Origin of the sequence: Salegentibacter lacus, from assembly GCF_020164555.1 — a bacterium.
Taxonomy (GTDB): domain Bacteria; phylum Bacteroidota; class Bacteroidia; order Flavobacteriales; family Flavobacteriaceae; genus Salegentibacter; species Salegentibacter lacus.
In genome coordinates, this window is sequence record NZ_JAIQZB010000028.1 from 16832 (window position 1) to 31935 (window position 15104).

Genomic DNA, 15104 nt, shown 5'->3' on the forward strand with positions numbered 1-15104 from the left:
AAGTTTTAGCTTTGTATTACTTAAATTTATGCAATGCAACTCAATCAGTATATTGACCATACCTTATTAAAGCCAACGGCAACGCCGGGAGATATTAAGAAATTATGTGAGGAGGCAACAGAGCATCAGTTTTATGCAGTTTGTGTTTCTCCTTCCTATATTAAGATTGCAAAATCGGTATTGAAAGATTCCAACGTTAAAATAGCAGCGGTAATAGGCTTCCCTTTAGGAGCTATGACAACCGAAGCTAAAATCTTTGAAGCTAAAGATGCAATCACTAAAGGTGCCGATGAAATTGATATGGTTATAAATATCGGAATGCTAAAAGCCGGGGAAACTGATTTTATCGAAAAGGAAATCGCTGAAATTAAAGCGGCTATAGGGTCTAATATCCTAAAAGTAATAATTGAAACCTGTTACTTAACTGATACCGAAAAGAAAACTGCCTGCCGGGCTGCTTTAAATGCTAAGGCCGATTTCGTAAAAACTTCTACTGGATTTGGAACCGGCGGGGCTACTTTTGATGATGTGAAATTGATGAAAGAAACCGCAAGCAATAAAATGAAAATAAAAGCTTCAGGCGGAATTAAAGATCGGGAAACCGCTATTAAGTATATTAAATTAGGTGTTTCCAGGCTGGGAACTTCCTCGGGTATAAAATTGGTAACTTCAGAAGAAAACTAGAATGAGCGTACATATACAGGCAAAAAAAGGAGAAATTGCAGAAAATGTTTTACTTCCGGGAGATCCCTTAAGAGCAAAATGGATTGCCGAAAATTTCCTTGAAAATGCGGTTTGTTATAATGAAGTCCGCGGTATGCTAGGCTATACCGGTACTTATAAAGGCCAAAAAGTTTCTGTGCAAGCTACAGGAATGGGAATTCCTTCCGCATTGATTTATTGTACAGAGCTTATTACTGAATATGGCGCTAAAAAACTCATTCGGGTGGGTTCTGCCGGTTCCTATCAAAAAGACCTAAAGGTGAACGAGGTAGTTTTAGCAATGGCCGCTTCTTCAAATTCGGGATTTAATAAAGCTAAATTTCAACACGCAGACTACGCTCCTACCGTGGATTTTGAGTTATTTATGAAAGCTGTGAAATTTGCAGAAAACAATAACATTCAATTCAGAGCCGGAAATGTGCTTTCCTCAGATGTTTTTTACGAAGAAAGCGAACAGAATTATAAAAAATGGGCAGATTACGGCGTTCTATGTGTAGAAATGGAAACCGCCGGACTTTATACTGTAGCCGCAAAACATAAGGTACAGGCGCTTTCGGTATTAACAATTTCAGATTCTTTGGTAACCGGGGAGCATCTTCCCGCAAAAGAGAGAGAACAAAGTTTTAGTCGGATGGTAGAAATTGCTTTGGGCAGTATTTAAGTCGGTTTGGCGAAATTTCATTAAATTCGGAAAGAAATTCCGTAATCAATGAAGTTTTTCTCAGTAACCTTTTTATTTTTAAGTTGCTTTCTCGGCAACGCACAAACTTCTACTGAAGAACTTCAGGAAAAAATCGATTATTTATTTCAAAATACGCAAGGAGATTTTGCAATTGCTTTTAAAGATCTTTCCAAAGAAAAAGACAATATTCTTATAAATTCCCATGAAGATTTCCACGCAGCAAGCACGATGAAAACCCCGGTAATGATCGAGGTTTTTAAACAAGCTTCACAAGGTAAATTCTCTCTCAAGGATTCTCTTGTTATTAAAAATGAATTCAAAAGTATACTAGACGGAAGTTCTTATACTATGGAACTTGGTCGCGACAGCGGGGAACATCTTTACAAACAAATTGGTCAAAAAAGAAGTATTGAAGACCTGGTAACCGATATGATTATTTACAGCAGCAACCTGGCTACTAATATTGTAATTGAACTTGTTGACGCCAAAAATGTAAATAAGACAATGCGAAATCTGGGTGCCAACGATATTAATATACTTCGCGGTGTAGAAGATATGAAAGCTTATGAAGCTGGTTTAAGCAACTCCACCACCGCTTACGATTTGATGCTGATTTTTGAAGCTCTCGCTAATGGAAATGCGGTAAACCCTGAAGCCGATGAAAAGATGCTCAACATTTTACGGCAACAAAAACATACAGATCTTATTCCTCATTTGCTTCCGAAAAATTTAAAAATTGCCAACAAAACTGGTTGGATTAGCGGTGTACATCACGATTCAGCGTTAATTGAATTACCTGATGGCAAAAAATATGTATTGGTTTTGCTTTCAAAAAATATAAAAGATATGGATGCCGGCACTAAAATGCTTACTGAAGTTTCAAAAATGGTCTACGATCACGTTAAATAATTTTTCACTAAAAATTTTAAAATGAAAATATCTTTAAAATCAAGTCTATTGGCAAGTGCATTAGTAATTGCTTCAACCCCTGCTTTTGCCCAGGAAGAAAATACCGATTTACCACCTGAAGCTACCGAATTTTATGAACCGGTTCCTCCGAAAATTGAAGCCGGAGAATCTACTACAACGCCACCTTCTGATGCGAAGATTTTATTTGATGGTTCAGATCTTTCGGCTTTTGTGAATGAAAGAGATGGCACTGAACCAACCTGGAATATTGAAGGAGATATTTTAACGGTGAACCCCGGTACCGGCGGGATAAAAACCAAAGAGAATTTTTGCGATATGCAGTTGCACTTAGAATGGCGCTCGCCATCAGAAATTACGGGTGACGGTCAGGGACGTGGGAACAGTGGTGTTCTCATTATGGAAAAGTATGAAGTGCAAATTTTGGATTCTTACGAAAATGAAACCTATACTAACGGACAGGCCGCCAGTATTTACAAACAATCCCCGCCTTTAGTAAATGCAACAAAAGCTCCGGGGGAATGGAATACTTACGATATTATTTTTACCGCTCCACGATTTAATGATAATGGAATGCTGCTGAGTCCGGCGAAAATCACCGTATTGCACAATGGTATTGTAGTTCAAAACAATTACAAACTTAGAGGCCCAACAGAATATATTGGGATTCCCAATTATACCGAGCATCCAGAAAAGCTTCCAATTCATCTTCAGGATCACGGAAATCCTGTGAGTTTCAGAAATATTTGGGTGAGGGAATTGAATTAATACATTCTAATATTATAAAATGAAGAATTCAAGAAGAAAATTTCTGCAGCAAACAACCCTGGCCACTGCCGGTTTAAGCTTATCGGGATCTTTATTGGCTAATCCACTTTCCGGATTTTCGGCTTTTGGAGCTAATGACCAAATTAATTTTGGAGTAATTGGCTGTAAAGGAATGGGTTGGTCTAATATGCAAGCTCATCTTAAATTACCCAATGTGACGTGTATTGCCCTGGCAGATATAGATCAGCGGGTTTTGGATGAGAGAACTAAAAATGTAAAGGATATAACCGGTAAAGCCCCAAAACAGTATAAGGATTATCGTAAAATGTTAGAAAACAAAGATATTGATGCGGTAATAATTGGTACCCCAGACCATTGGCATTGTTTAAATTTGGTGCACGCTTTACAGGCCGGGAAACACGTGTATGTTGAAAAACCGCTTGCCAATAGTATTGAAGAATGCAATACCATGCTTAACGCGGCAAAAAAATATAATAAAATTGTACAGGTAGGCCAATGGCAACGTAGTGGGAATCATTATGATGATGCTATAAATTATGTGAAATCAGGAAAACTCGGGAATATTCGGTTGGTGAAATGCTGGGCTTATATAGGCTGGAAAGACAGGCTTCCAAGCAAAGCCAACAGTACACCTCCACCGGGCGTAGATTATAAAATGTGGTTAGGCCCTGCGCCTGAGAGACCTTTTAACGAAAACAGGTTTCATTTTACTTTTCGCTGGTTTTGGGATTATGCCGGCGGACTTATGACCGATTGGGGTGTGCACGAAATTGATATCGCCTTATATGCAATGAACGCAAAAGCGCCAAAATCGGTTTTGGCTTCAGGAGGTAAATTTGCATATCCCAATGATGCTGCTGAAACACCCGACACCTTACAAACAATTTATGAATTTGAAGATTTCAACTTGCTTTGGGAACACGCAGTTGGTATTGACGGAGGTAATTATGGACGTTACGAAGGCATTGCTTTTATAGGGAATAACGCTACCCTTGTTGTTAATCGAGATGGATGGGAGGTGATTCCTGAAGGTAATAATGTGAAAGGGGAATTTGTTCCTAAAGTTGAAAGAATAGCATTACAAAAACCGGAAGGAAATGCCCTTGAAAAGCATGCGGCTAATTTTGTTGAAGCAATTAATACCAATGACTCTTCAAAACTTAATTGTGGTATTGAAACCGGAAGTATTGCGGCTATTAACGCTCATATGGGAAATATTGCTTACAAAACAGGAAAAAAGTTGTATTGGAATTCAGAAAAAGAAATATTTAATGATGATGAAGCCAATAAACTGCTAAAATCAAATTACCATAATGGTTGGGAACTTCCGAAAATTTAAATTTAAAATCAATTTCAATGAATAAATATATAGCTAAAGAGAATCGTTACGATAAAATGCAATACCGTCGCTGTGGAAAAAGCGGAATAAAACTTCCTCTATTATCGCTGGGTTTATGGCATAATTTCGGTGATAACGATGATTTTGAAAATGCAAGAAGTATTTTAAGAACAGCTTTTGACAATGGTATTACACATTTTGACCTTGCCAATAATTACGGACCGCCTTATGGCTCTGCCGAAAAGAATTTTGGGAAAATTTTCGCTGAAGATTTTAACCAATATCGAGACGAGTTAATTATCTCTACCAAAGCCGGTTGGGATATGTGGCCGGGACCTTATGGTAATTTCGGTTCCAGAAAATACCTTATCGCCAGTTTAGACCAGTCCTTAGAGAGAATGGGGCTGGATTATGTAGATATCTTCTATCACCACCGCCCGGATCCTGAGACGCCTTTAGAAGAGACTATGGGTGCTTTAGACCAGGTTGTAAAGCAGGGAAAAGCACTTTATGTAGGTATTTCCCAATATTCGGCTAAGGACACCGCAAAAGCAGCTGAAGTCCTTAGAGAGCAAAAAACACCTTTTATAATTCATCAGCCTCGATATAATATGATGGATCGTTGGGTTGAAAATGGTTTACTAAATACGCTGGAACACGAAGGCATTGGAAGTATCGTTTTCTCGCCCCTGGAACAGGGAATTTTAACCGATAAATATTTAAACGGAATTCCCAAAGATAGCCGCGCGGCAACCCAGGGAAGTTATTTAGATGAATCGCAGATCACGCCAGAAGTGGTGAAGAAAGTGCAGCAACTAAATGAAATCGCGCAATCCAGAAACCAAAGTCTAGCGCAAATGGCCGTGGCCTGGTTGCTAAAAGATGAACGAATAACATCGGTTTTGGTTGGGGTGAGTAAGGTTTCGCAATTAGAAGATAATATCAAAACTCTTCAGAATCTCGAATTCAGTAAAAGTGAATTAGAAAAAATAGAAGCTATTCTAAAAAATAAATAGCAGGTTTTTAAAAGAGGCTGTCTCAAAAGGTTTTTAGATCGTCATCCTGAACTAGTTTCAGTATAATGTAAATAACCGTTTCAAACAGCCTCTTTTTTTTATTTTATATAAACCTCCAGAAGTTCACAATTTTCAGCTGAAAGTTGAACTTCTTTATTTTGGGCCGGGATAAGTAAAGTTTCGCCCTGAGCGATTTTTTCAGAATTTCCATTTACAGAAACCTTTCCATTTCCGCTAACGCACATATAAATCACAAACGAATCTAAATTGCTGTAATCTTTTGTGATTTCTCCCTCAACAGGAAGATAGTTGGTAGTGAAATACTGGCAACTGGCAATTTCAGAAGAAGTGTTTTTATCTTTTTCGTAATTCAGTTTAAAATCGTCTTTCTTTTCAAAATCTATCGCATCAATTGCTAATGCGGTATGAAGTTCACGGGAATTTCCTTCATCATCGGTTCGGTCCCAATCGTAAATTCGATAAGTAACATCTGAGGTTTGCTGGATTTCAGCTAAAAGCACCCCTGCTCCTATCGCGTGTACCTTCCCGGTATTTATAAAGAAACTATCTCCTTTTTTTACTTCCTCAAAATTGAGCAACTCTACAATCTCCCCTTCTTCCAATCGGGTTATATAATCTTCTTTAGAAACACTTTCTTTAAACCCAATATTGATTTTCGCACCTTTATCGGCTTGCATAATGTACCACATTTCAGTTTTCCCAAAAGAATTATGGCGCTGCTGTGCAAGATCGTCATGAGGATGTAATTGCACGGAAAGTTCTGTATTCGCGTCTATAAATTTTATGAGCAAAGGGAAATCGGCATTGAACTGTTCGTAGATCTTTTTACCTAGAATTTCATCCTTATATTCTTCTAAAAGATCTTTTAGCGAAAAACCTTTAAGTTCACCATTGGCAACTACAGAAATAGCTCCCTCTACTCCAGAAATTTCCCAGCTTTCGCCAAGATCGTCCCGATTGGTTTCTTTATTTAGAATTGTTTTCAGTTTTTCACCACCCCATATTTTTTCTTTCAAAATGGGGAAAAATTTAATTGGATAGTCGAGCATTATTTGGTCAGTTTTAAAAGCGCTTAAATATAATCAAATATTAGCGTGTTAAAAAATTGCTAAGGGTCTCATTTTAGTAAGAATCAAAATGTACTTAGCTCATCTAATTATTTTTAATTTTCAGTCTCTTTGTAGCTATTAATTACCTGACTTTTTTAGCAGATACAAATCACGATATAATCTTTGTTTATGTTTAGAACTCACGGGATTCATATCTACGCTATCAATTTTAATTGTTCTGTAATCGTTAAAAATCTTTTGTAAGCTATCTTTACTGTAACCTTCAGATAAAAGTAAAAATTTATCTTCTGAAGGGATTTGCACTTTGTCGCCTTTAGTTAAAACAGGAATAGGTTTTCCATATTCCCAAATAATTTCGGGAGTAAAATTTCGAAATTCATAAACCGGCGCATTATATTCATTTAGATATTTTTCAATATTAACAACGCTATTATAATCCTTGTTAACATTTATCTTATCTGCCATTGGCAAACCAAACCAAACAATACTTATCAGGAAGAAAATACTTAAATAGAATACCAGTTTTATTTTTTTCAGTATTAAAAATCGGAACATTAAAACTCCAATGATAAATAATGAAATTGAGCTCAAAATGTACCAAAGCATAATATCCTGCATAAATGATTCAAAATAGAAATATGCGGCAATTGGAAATATACAACCTACAAGCGCGAATATTCCAAAATGAAAATAAGCCACTGCAGCTTCCGTGGTTTTTATACTTCGGAAATGATTAAATAGAAATTCAATGTAGAATGCAGTGTTCATTGCCATGGGAATAAGAACCGGCAAGAGATAACGCGACTTTTTCTCCGGAATTACAGACAATAGAAAAACTGAAGCCAGCGTCCAGAGAAGCGTGAATTTATAAGCTTTTTTATTGCTTACACGATCCTTTAAATACGGATAAAGAAGCGCTACGAAAGATGGAATGGTCCATAAACCACTTTGAATAAAAAAGCTCCAGTAATAATAAAACGGTCTTACATTGTAATTTAACCATCTCCCCGTCTCCTGACTCGTAATTTCTGCAACGGCACGAGTATCATATAGATAAACATAGAGATTCCACCAACCGCCCGAAATTAAGGCAACCAGCGTTAAAAGTACTAAAGCCTTCCAGCGCTCTTTGGTACCCTCAAACTTATAAATTACACCGTAAGCTATTAGAAACGGAAGAAATAATGCATAGATCGAAACCGGCCCTTTACTCAAAATAGAACAGCCAATGAACAATCCACTAATTAAAGCGTATAAGTACCCGTTTTTAGTTGAATTGTAGAGTTTGTACAGCGTATAGATAGCCAGCATCATAAAACTATGGGTATAAATATCCCATTGCCCGTCCCTGCTGGAAAAAACGATATAAAACGAGGTTGTGGCTATTAATCCTGCCACAAAAGATAATTCTATATTCTTAGTAATTTTAAGCAGGAATTTATAAATAAAAATCACTAAAATTAATCCCATAATTGCGGAAGGAAGTCTCAAACCAAATAGTCCTTCCATCCCAAAAATGGACATTGAAATTGCCGTAAGCCAGGTTGGTAGCGGAGGCTTTTCATAACGTGGTTCGGCATTCATCGTGGTGAAAATCCAGTTATTATCATTTAGCATTTCCCGGGCGGTAATAAAATTACGCGCCTCCATGATGTTGATATAAATCGCATCCAAGTTTACAAAAAACACGGCTATTGCTACAAGAACGAGTAGCAGAAGGTATTTATTCTCTAATTTCATTATGATGAATTATAATATTTCTAATGTACATTATTGCGCCAAATAAATGCCCAATAAGCAAAACCGGATCTTTTCTGAAAATCGCGTAAACCAGAATCATAGAAGATCCTACAAGGCTTAACCACCAAAACCCCAGCGGTAATGAAGATTTCTTCTGTTTTTCAGAATATAACCATTGATAAAAAAAACGCAGGGTAAAAACTACCTGGGCTACAATTCCTAATAAAAGTAACCAAAGCGGGATTGCTTCATTGAGAAATAATTTCTGAAGATTATATTCATTATTAAAGAAGCTATAAACAACTACAACGGCCGGAAAAATCAATATTAAAAATCGAATTAAAAAAGGAAGTTTCTTCCATTGCCCCTGCCAGTGTAAATTTCTTATGTATATAAAATAAGTAACACTCTGCCCCAGCATAATGGCGAAATCGTCTCTAAAATAACCGTAGATAAACAGTAAAAATGAAGCCAGTAAACTTAACTCCCAAAAAAGGATTGGGGTAAGGACTTTCTTTTGTTTTTCAGAAAGGATCCATTGCATAATCATCCTGGAAGAAAACAGGATTTGAGCGGTAAATCCTATCACATAAATTAGCAGCGAATTATCCATGTTTCGCTTTTATGCTATAATCTATATACGATTTTTTGATCCAAACGTAAGCAAAACAGTCTAGCAATGGCCCAAGAAACCTATTTTTAAAATTGTATTTAGATTCGCCTTCAATTCTTGGATAATGATTTATCACCACTTCTTTTATTTCCTTTTGCTGCAATAATATCATTGCCGGTAAAAAGCGCTGTAATCCCTTAAACATAGGTATTTTCTTAGCGTATTTAGTATGCATTATCTTAAGCGGACAGCCGGTATCGTGAATGTTATCGTGAGTGAAAAAGATTCTTACTGCATTTCCGGTTTTGGAAGAAATTCGTTTTACAAGCGTATCTTTTCTATTCTTTCTCCAACCGGTAACCAAACCAAAGTCTTTAATAAAAGGAAGTAGCAATTCAAAATCTTCGGGGTGTGTTTGCAAATCGGCGTCGAGATAGCCAAGTAATGGCGTTTTAGTATGATCAAAAGCCGCTTTTAAGGCGGCTCCTTTTCCGTAATTTTTTTCGAATAATAAACAGTTGAAATCCTCTTGATCCAGGCAGAATTTCTCTATCGCAGAAGCGCTGCCATCAACAGAACCATCGTCTACCAGTAAAACACAGGATTTAAGTGAAGCCGATTTAAGATAAGCCTGCAAATATTCAAAAAGCCTGGGTAAACTTTCTATTTCGTTATAAACCGGAACAATAATGGTGAATTGAAACTCCATACACAATTAACAAGCTTTATTACAGATTGATGCTAACGGATTAAACTTAAAACCCTGACTTACAGGCGTTGAATTTTGGAGTAAAACGTATTTCAATTTTATCAAGGGAATCTTTTAAAAAATTTACCGAGGCAAAATTAAGGATATAATTGGGAAAAACTTTCAATTTAAAAATTAAGTTAAAAAGAGATTAATTTTTGACAATACTGAAGGCGAATAAAAAAATAAATTTTTAAATGAAAAAAGCTTGTTTTATTTGGAAAGAGACTTATATTTGCAACCGCAAAAACGGTCGCGTAGCTCAGCTGGATAGAGCACCTGCCTTCTAAGCAGGCGGTCATAGGTTCGAATCCTATCGCGATCACTCTAAAAACCCTTGTAAACACAGGGGTTTTTGCGTTTTGTGGTGGTTGCTTACATAGATAGATTTTAAAATTACGCACACTTTACGCACACTTTTGAATTTCAGGCAAATTTTAATAAATTTTAATGCTATTTAGACTGTTTTTATGAATTGATTTAGAATTTAGTTATGAATTTTAAAAATGGCTGAACAATAATTTAATAAAGTTCCCCACCCCTTCATCATAATTATCTCCCATCCTTTACTTTATTTTTGGGAAAAAGAGCTTCGTAAAAAGTTTTATATACGGGTCTAATACGAGCTAGCCAAAATCTCGCAATTTAGTTTTTTATTAGTGAGCATTCCCTAATCTCGGATCCCAAGTACACCTTCCCGATGTAACTCTTTAACGGCAATCGAGATATATTCAGGTTCATTGTTTACTACTCTCCTACAATTCGACTCTAGAAAATTTTCAAGACATCAATCTGATGTGGGGAGTTTAAGATACCAAAATACACTTTCCGAAAATAGCTAAATCATTTAAATATAAACCGTATTTATTCTAGGTTAGGCCTTCTATTCAATCAACTTTAATTCTTTAATTTCGTTTATCCAAATAGCCTTTTAAATCTTTTAGATAAAATAAAAACTACATAGTATAATCAATGAAAAAATTCTTTCTTGCTTTTCTTATCACCTCATTAGGATATGGCCAAAACATTAGCGAAAGTGAAATAACCAAACAAATAGGGCTTATATGGGGTTTATTAAAATACCATCACCCTGATGTAAGTCGCGGTGAATATAACTGGGATCAAAAATTTTTATCTCTTTTAGAAAAATCTAACAATATAAAAGATCAAGAAAGTTTAAACACTTTTCTTCTAAACTTTATTGATGATGTAAAGGTTGACAATAGTCATTATAAAACTAAAAGAAATCTCTCGGATTCAAGTTGTTTTCTGAAGAATATAGATTATGGATGGATCAACGGATTTGATTTTAATAATACCTTAAAAAAAGAACTTTATAGACTAAGAGATAACTCAAACATTGGAGATTTCTACGCTTCAGCAGAATGGCGTAATAATTTTCTTAATTTTCAAAAGGAGAATGGGCTACCGAATTTTGATTCATCTTTAAAAAATCACCGATTACTCCTATTTTATAATTTTTGGAACGTAATTCAATACTATTACGTTAATAAGTATATGACAGAAGAGGACTGGCGTGAAATTCTTATACCACTGACTAAGGAATTTATACAGGCGAAAAATGATGAGCAATTTGAAATGGCTAAACTTAAAATGATAGCAAAACTTTCAGATTCACATTCTTTTAATTTATCACCATTTCTTTTTAATTCAATTATAAATTATAAGCCTGCTTTTTCTGGTCGAATAGTTAATGATTCTTTAGTTGTCACTTCTATCAAGAATCAAGCTTTAGCAAATAAGGACTCAATAAAACTTGGGGACGTAATCACTTCTATTAAAGGGTTACCTTTAGGAAAATATATACAAAAAAAATTCGCTCCAATCACTTCAGCTTCTAATGGCAATTATTTGAGACGTTTCCTAGAAAAGGGACATATTTTATCTGATAGTGTAAATAAGATTTCTGTTTCTGTTTTCAGACCTACAAACAACACTTCCAGAGAAATAGTGATAAACTTATACGATAAGAGAATTAATGATTCTATCCAAAATCTTTATGACACTCCCTCAGAAGCGAGTTATGATTTAACATCCGAAATTGGATATATTAATTTAGGTGAAATTAATTCAAATGAATTAAAAAAGGTTTTACAATCCTATAAAAGAAAAAAAGGCATAGTCTTGGACTTAAGAAATTATCCTAAAGCGATTTCTAAGTCAGACCTATCAAATTTTCTTTATCCTAAAAGGAAAAAATTCGTAAAAGTTTTATTCCCCCTCGAAGGTCAGCCTTCTTTAGCCAATCCTAATGGTAAAGCTCCCTTCCGTTTCATATCCAATCCGTTTAAAACAGGAAAGAAAAATAAAGATTACTACAAAGGAAAAGTCATATTACTAGTTGATAGGAATACCATGAGTAATGCAGAGTATATAGCAATGATGATACAAGCTTCTCCAAATTGCATTACTATTGGAGAACAAACTGCTGGATCAGTTTTAAATGTATGGACATTTAATTTATCAGATAAGCAAAAAATTTATTTCACTGGACTTGGTGCATTTTATCCCGACGGACGAGAAGCTCAAAGAAAAGGAGTTCATTTAGATTATCATATTAAGAATAATGCTGTAAGATATAATCCCAACTTGTATATAGAAAAAGCAGTTCAGATCATTAATGAAAATAAGCTATCGGGTCATACTAAGCCCTAGTATTTTTTTACTCTACAAAAACCCCCAATTGTCTTGCCTTATTTATTAAAACTAGGTCCCCTTCTTTTTCAATACCAAATATATCTTTTAATTGCCTTTTTCGTTTTTCTATTGCCGCTAAAGAAAGGGGTATTACTTCAGGTAGTTTTTTAGTTTGTACTCCCTTAGAAAGCTGGAAAATAATTTCTCTGTCATACTGATCTAAAGTGAATTCATTAGTGATCTCATTACGCATAAACTTTAATACCGTATCACTATAGCTAATTCTCCCGGCTAAGACATCGTTAAAAGCATCCATTAAATCTTTTGATGCAACATCACTTTTTATAAGCAATCCCTCTGGGTTAATATTTTTCACAATGTTGTACAGTCTAAAATTCTCATTATGCATCGTAAGAAAAATAATTTTCGAATGAGGAGAAACCTTTCTTATAAACAGGGCTAAATCTTCACCTGAATAGATTTTTTCCTCCGGGTATTCCGGCAAATTTATGTCGAGGAAAATGATGTCAAAGAAATTCGAAGAATTTACACTAGTTCCAATTTTATTAAATGCGCTCTCAATAGAATCAGAGATTTCAAAGACTATTTGCCGACCTTCATTATCCATTTCTAGAATTATATTCTTATACCCCTCTAAAATAAGAGGATGGTCATCTAACATTAAAACTTTTATAATATCTTTCATACTTCATCTTTTGGAATACTTATTTTTAAAATAGTACCGCCTTCATTAGATATTATATCAAATTTTCCCTGAATTTCCATAACCCTTTCTCCTATATTTTTAAGACCAATTCCTTTCTCTTGATTTTTAATTTCAAAGCCCTGGCCGTCATCGCTGATATGCAAAATTAAATAGTCCTCTTCAAAGTCTATTCTAATTTCAACATTTTTGGCTTTCGCATGCTTTCTTATATTCTGTAGCGATTCCTGAATTATTCTATAGAAATTAATTTTGATATTATTTTTTATAGCATTCCAATTTATCTTCCTACCACTTAAAAAGTTAATTTTAAGGTTGTCTGACTCTTCGAATTCTTGAAAAAGGTCTTTTAAGATATCTAGAAAACCTATTTCCGAAAAATCGTAATCTGCATTGAGCTTATGGGAAATATTTCTAATTTCATTTTCGATGCCTTTAAGGCTGGCCAGATATAAAGAGCGCTTTTCTTCTGAGTCTTTACCAGTTTTATTATTTAGAACTTCTAAGTTAATCCTTATCCCAAAAAACTTACTTAAAACCGAGTCGTGTAGATCCCGGGATATTCTTTTCCGTTCCGTAATACTGCCTTCTTCGTATTTTTGCTGGGAATTTAATAGTAAGTCATAGATTCTCTCATTCGAATCTTGTTGTTGCTTCTCTAATACAAGCTTTTTATTCCTGGAATTCTGTCGCTGAATGATATAAGTAAGAAAAAATAAAATTAAAACCAGGGTGATACCTATTATTAAATAAGTCTTCTGTTGATTTAGATTATCAGCTCTCTTTATAAATTGGTCGGTTTCATATCTTATTCTGGCAAATTGATTTTGAATAGATCGTTCCTCTTTTATTAGCTTATCTGTTAAATCAATATGAGCTCTCAAATGTTTTGTTTCATTGGATTTATCCACCTCCACTAAAGAAAGATATATTTCCAACAATTCAGTTTGCATATTTAAAGAATCTGCTAATTCAGCAGCCTTAGAATATTGCCTAATGGCATTTCTTTTATCATCCTTAAGTCTATAATAATCACCAAGGTGAATATTACTCATCACAATACCTCCTTTATGATCTAATTTCATTCGCTTATCTAAAGCTTCTCGAATTAGCGAATAGCCTTCATCAAAATTTCCTGATAAAATATGAGCGTGACCTAAATTATCAGTCAACATGGCTTGAAGTCTGGAATTCATACCCTCCTTGCGCGTAATAACATCCTCGAAAGACCTGATTGCTTCTTGATACCGCTCCAGGTTCTTATAAACAACACCGATATTATTTAGGCTTGTAATTTCATAATAGGGGTTGCTTAGATCTTTATTAAAGGATTGAGCTATCTTATGATATTGAAGTGATTTGCCGTAATTACCAAGGTTGTTATAAATAACTCCTAAATTATTATAAGCTAGATATAATTGCTTGTTTTCACCTAAGGATTTTAAAATTGAAATAGCTTCTAGGGAAGCCATTTCACTTCCAAGATAATCATTAACTTTTGTCTGTATTATTGCTTGATTAAGGAGCATCCTAGCTTGGCTTAAATCATCACCAACATCATTGTACAGCTTGGAAGAACTAGTATAATAGTAATAAGCACTATCAAATTTCTGAGTTTTGTTAAAAAAACTAGCTAAGTCCCAATGTCCCTCTGCTAGTAAAGCTTTATCATTTTTGGCCTTAGAAAAATTTAAAAGTTTCGAATTCCACTTTCGGAACTCTAAAGAATCTTGATTATTTAGATGAAAATAAGAAACATCTGTAAGGAACTTTTTTTTTATAGAATCAGAGACTATGCTAGAGTAAATTACATTTAAACTATCTTGATTAACCTTTTCATTCTCCAGAATGGAAGATAATGAATCTAAATGTTTATGAGTTTCATCAATATTACCATTCTTTCCACAGGAAACAATTAAAAAAAATAATAGAGGTCAGTATTTAAATACGTATCTTAATTACCAGTAAATATTTAAAATTATGGATGTTTTTAAGGGTCAAAATCTTCTGGAGTTCTCTGATCGGTTCAAATCTAACGAGGATTGCAAGCAATA

General features: G+C 34.7%; 13 protein-coding genes and 1 tRNA gene. 8 read left to right on the forward strand and 6 right to left on the reverse strand.

Annotation, left to right across the window (positions count from 1 at the left end; genetic code table 11):
• Positions 1-33 precede the first annotated feature (33 nt).
• The 6 genes from deoC to mgrA are packed head-to-tail and all read left to right on the forward strand — an operon-like array spanning position 34 to position 5476.
• The gene (gene deoC / locus LB465_RS16815) at positions 34-684 is read left to right on the forward strand and encodes a deoxyribose-phosphate aldolase (RefSeq protein ID WP_224471087.1); all 651 of its coding nucleotides are present in this window, start codon (positions 34-36) and stop codon (positions 682-684) included.
• Between the two features lies 1 nt (position 685).
• Entirely contained in the window at positions 686-1384 is a 699-nt protein-coding gene (gene deoD / locus LB465_RS16820; protein ID WP_224471088.1) for a purine-nucleoside phosphorylase, read from the forward strand.
• A gap of 48 nt (positions 1385-1432) precedes the next feature.
• Positions 1433-2314, forward strand: coding sequence for a serine hydrolase (locus tag LB465_RS16825; RefSeq protein WP_224471089.1), 882 nt, complete (start codon positions 1433-1435; stop codon positions 2312-2314).
• Positions 2315-2335: 21 nt separating this feature from the next.
• Positions 2336-3100 carry a 3-keto-disaccharide hydrolase gene (locus tag LB465_RS16830; protein WP_224471090.1) on the forward strand — a complete coding sequence of 255 codons (765 nt, stop codon included), beginning with the start codon at positions 2336-2338 and terminating at the stop codon, positions 3098-3100.
• 19 nt (positions 3101-3119) lie between these two features.
• Positions 3120-4460, forward strand: a complete 1341-nt coding sequence (locus tag LB465_RS16835; protein ID WP_224471091.1) for a Gfo/Idh/MocA family protein — start codon at positions 3120-3122, stop codon at positions 4458-4460.
• Between the two features lie 17 nt (positions 4461-4477).
• Positions 4478-5476 (forward strand): L-glyceraldehyde 3-phosphate reductase, encoded by a 999-nt coding sequence (mgrA, locus tag LB465_RS16840; RefSeq protein ID WP_224471092.1) that lies wholly within the window; start codon positions 4478-4480, stop codon positions 5474-5476.
• 98 nt (positions 5477-5574) lie between these two features.
• Here the strand turns inward: mgrA and LB465_RS16845 are convergent, their stop codons facing one another.
• From LB465_RS16845 to LB465_RS16860, 4 genes are all read right to left on the reverse strand, one after another.
• The gene (locus LB465_RS16845) at positions 5575-6546 is read right to left on the reverse strand and encodes a type I phosphomannose isomerase catalytic subunit (protein ID WP_224471093.1); all 972 of its coding nucleotides are present in this window, start codon (positions 6544-6546) and stop codon (positions 5575-5577) included.
• Between the two features lie 138 nt (positions 6547-6684).
• Complete coding sequence (locus LB465_RS16850) at positions 6685-8307, reverse strand: ArnT family glycosyltransferase (RefSeq protein ID WP_224471094.1); 1623 nt, start codon at positions 8305-8307, stop codon at positions 6685-6687.
• Positions 8291-8920 carry a lipid-A-disaccharide synthase N-terminal domain-containing protein gene (locus LB465_RS16855; RefSeq protein ID WP_224471095.1) on the reverse strand — a complete coding sequence of 210 codons (630 nt, stop codon included), beginning with the start codon at positions 8918-8920 and terminating at the stop codon, positions 8291-8293. Before LB465_RS16855 ends, LB465_RS16850 begins: the two co-directional genes overlap by 17 nt.
• Positions 8913-9629 carry a glycosyltransferase family 2 protein gene (locus tag LB465_RS16860; RefSeq protein WP_224471096.1) on the reverse strand — a complete coding sequence of 239 codons (717 nt, stop codon included), beginning with the start codon at positions 9627-9629 and terminating at the stop codon, positions 8913-8915. The genes LB465_RS16855 and LB465_RS16860 overlap by 8 nt, the downstream gene beginning before the upstream one ends.
• A 290-nt stretch (positions 9630-9919) precedes the next feature.
• Here LB465_RS16860 and LB465_RS16865 point away from each other — a divergent pair.
• Positions 9920-9993 (forward strand) — tRNA-Arg (locus LB465_RS16865).
• Between the two features lie 647 nt (positions 9994-10640).
• Entirely contained in the window at positions 10641-12344 is a 1704-nt protein-coding gene (locus LB465_RS16870; RefSeq protein ID WP_224471097.1) for a S41 family peptidase, read from the forward strand.
• Between the two features lie 7 nt (positions 12345-12351).
• On the opposite strand, the gene LB465_RS16875 is transcribed toward LB465_RS16870, so the two are convergent.
• A complete protein-coding gene (locus tag LB465_RS16875; protein WP_224471098.1) occupies positions 12352-13032 on the reverse strand; it encodes a response regulator in 681 nt (226 codons plus the stop codon).
• The gene (locus tag LB465_RS16880) at positions 13029-14579 is read right to left on the reverse strand and encodes a tetratricopeptide repeat-containing sensor histidine kinase (protein WP_224471099.1); all 1551 of its coding nucleotides are present in this window, start codon (positions 14577-14579) and stop codon (positions 13029-13031) included. Before LB465_RS16880 ends, LB465_RS16875 begins: the two co-directional genes overlap by 4 nt.
• Between the last annotated feature and the right edge of the window lie 525 nt (positions 14580-15104).

Excerpts from the sequence above, each read along its gene's own strand:
- LB465_RS16870 (WP_224471097.1), top strand. The coding sequence starts at position 10,641 with ATGAAAAAATTCTTTCTTGCTTTTCTTATCACCTCATTAGGATATGGC.
- deoD (WP_224471088.1), top strand. The coding sequence starts at position 686 with ATGAGCGTACATATACAGGCAAAAAAAGGAGAAATTGCAGAAAATGTT.
- LB465_RS16880 (WP_224471099.1), bottom strand. The coding sequence starts at position 14,579 with ATGCTCCTTAATCAAGCAATAATACAGACAAAAGTTAATGATTATCTT.
- LB465_RS16835 (WP_224471091.1), top strand. The coding sequence starts at position 3,120 with ATGAAGAATTCAAGAAGAAAATTTCTGCAGCAAACAACCCTGGCCACT.
- LB465_RS16830 (WP_224471090.1), top strand. The coding sequence starts at position 2,336 with ATGAAAATATCTTTAAAATCAAGTCTATTGGCAAGTGCATTAGTAATT.
- mgrA (WP_224471092.1), top strand. The coding sequence starts at position 4,478 with ATGAATAAATATATAGCTAAAGAGAATCGTTACGATAAAATGCAATAC.
- LB465_RS16845 (WP_224471093.1), bottom strand. The coding sequence starts at position 6,546 with ATGCTCGACTATCCAATTAAATTTTTCCCCATTTTGAAAGAAAAAATA.
- deoC (WP_224471087.1), top strand. The coding sequence starts at position 34 with ATGCAACTCAATCAGTATATTGACCATACCTTATTAAAGCCAACGGCA.
- LB465_RS16860 (WP_224471096.1), bottom strand. The coding sequence starts at position 9,629 with ATGGAGTTTCAATTCACCATTATTGTTCCGGTTTATAACGAAATAGAA.
- LB465_RS16875 (WP_224471098.1), bottom strand. The coding sequence starts at position 13,032 with ATGAAAGATATTATAAAAGTTTTAATGTTAGATGACCATCCTCTTATT.
- LB465_RS16850 (WP_224471094.1), bottom strand. The coding sequence starts at position 8,307 with ATGAAATTAGAGAATAAATACCTTCTGCTACTCGTTCTTGTAGCAATA.
- LB465_RS16825 (WP_224471089.1), top strand. The coding sequence starts at position 1,433 with ATGAAGTTTTTCTCAGTAACCTTTTTATTTTTAAGTTGCTTTCTCGGC.
- LB465_RS16855 (WP_224471095.1), bottom strand. The coding sequence starts at position 8,920 with ATGGATAATTCGCTGCTAATTTATGTGATAGGATTTACCGCTCAAATC.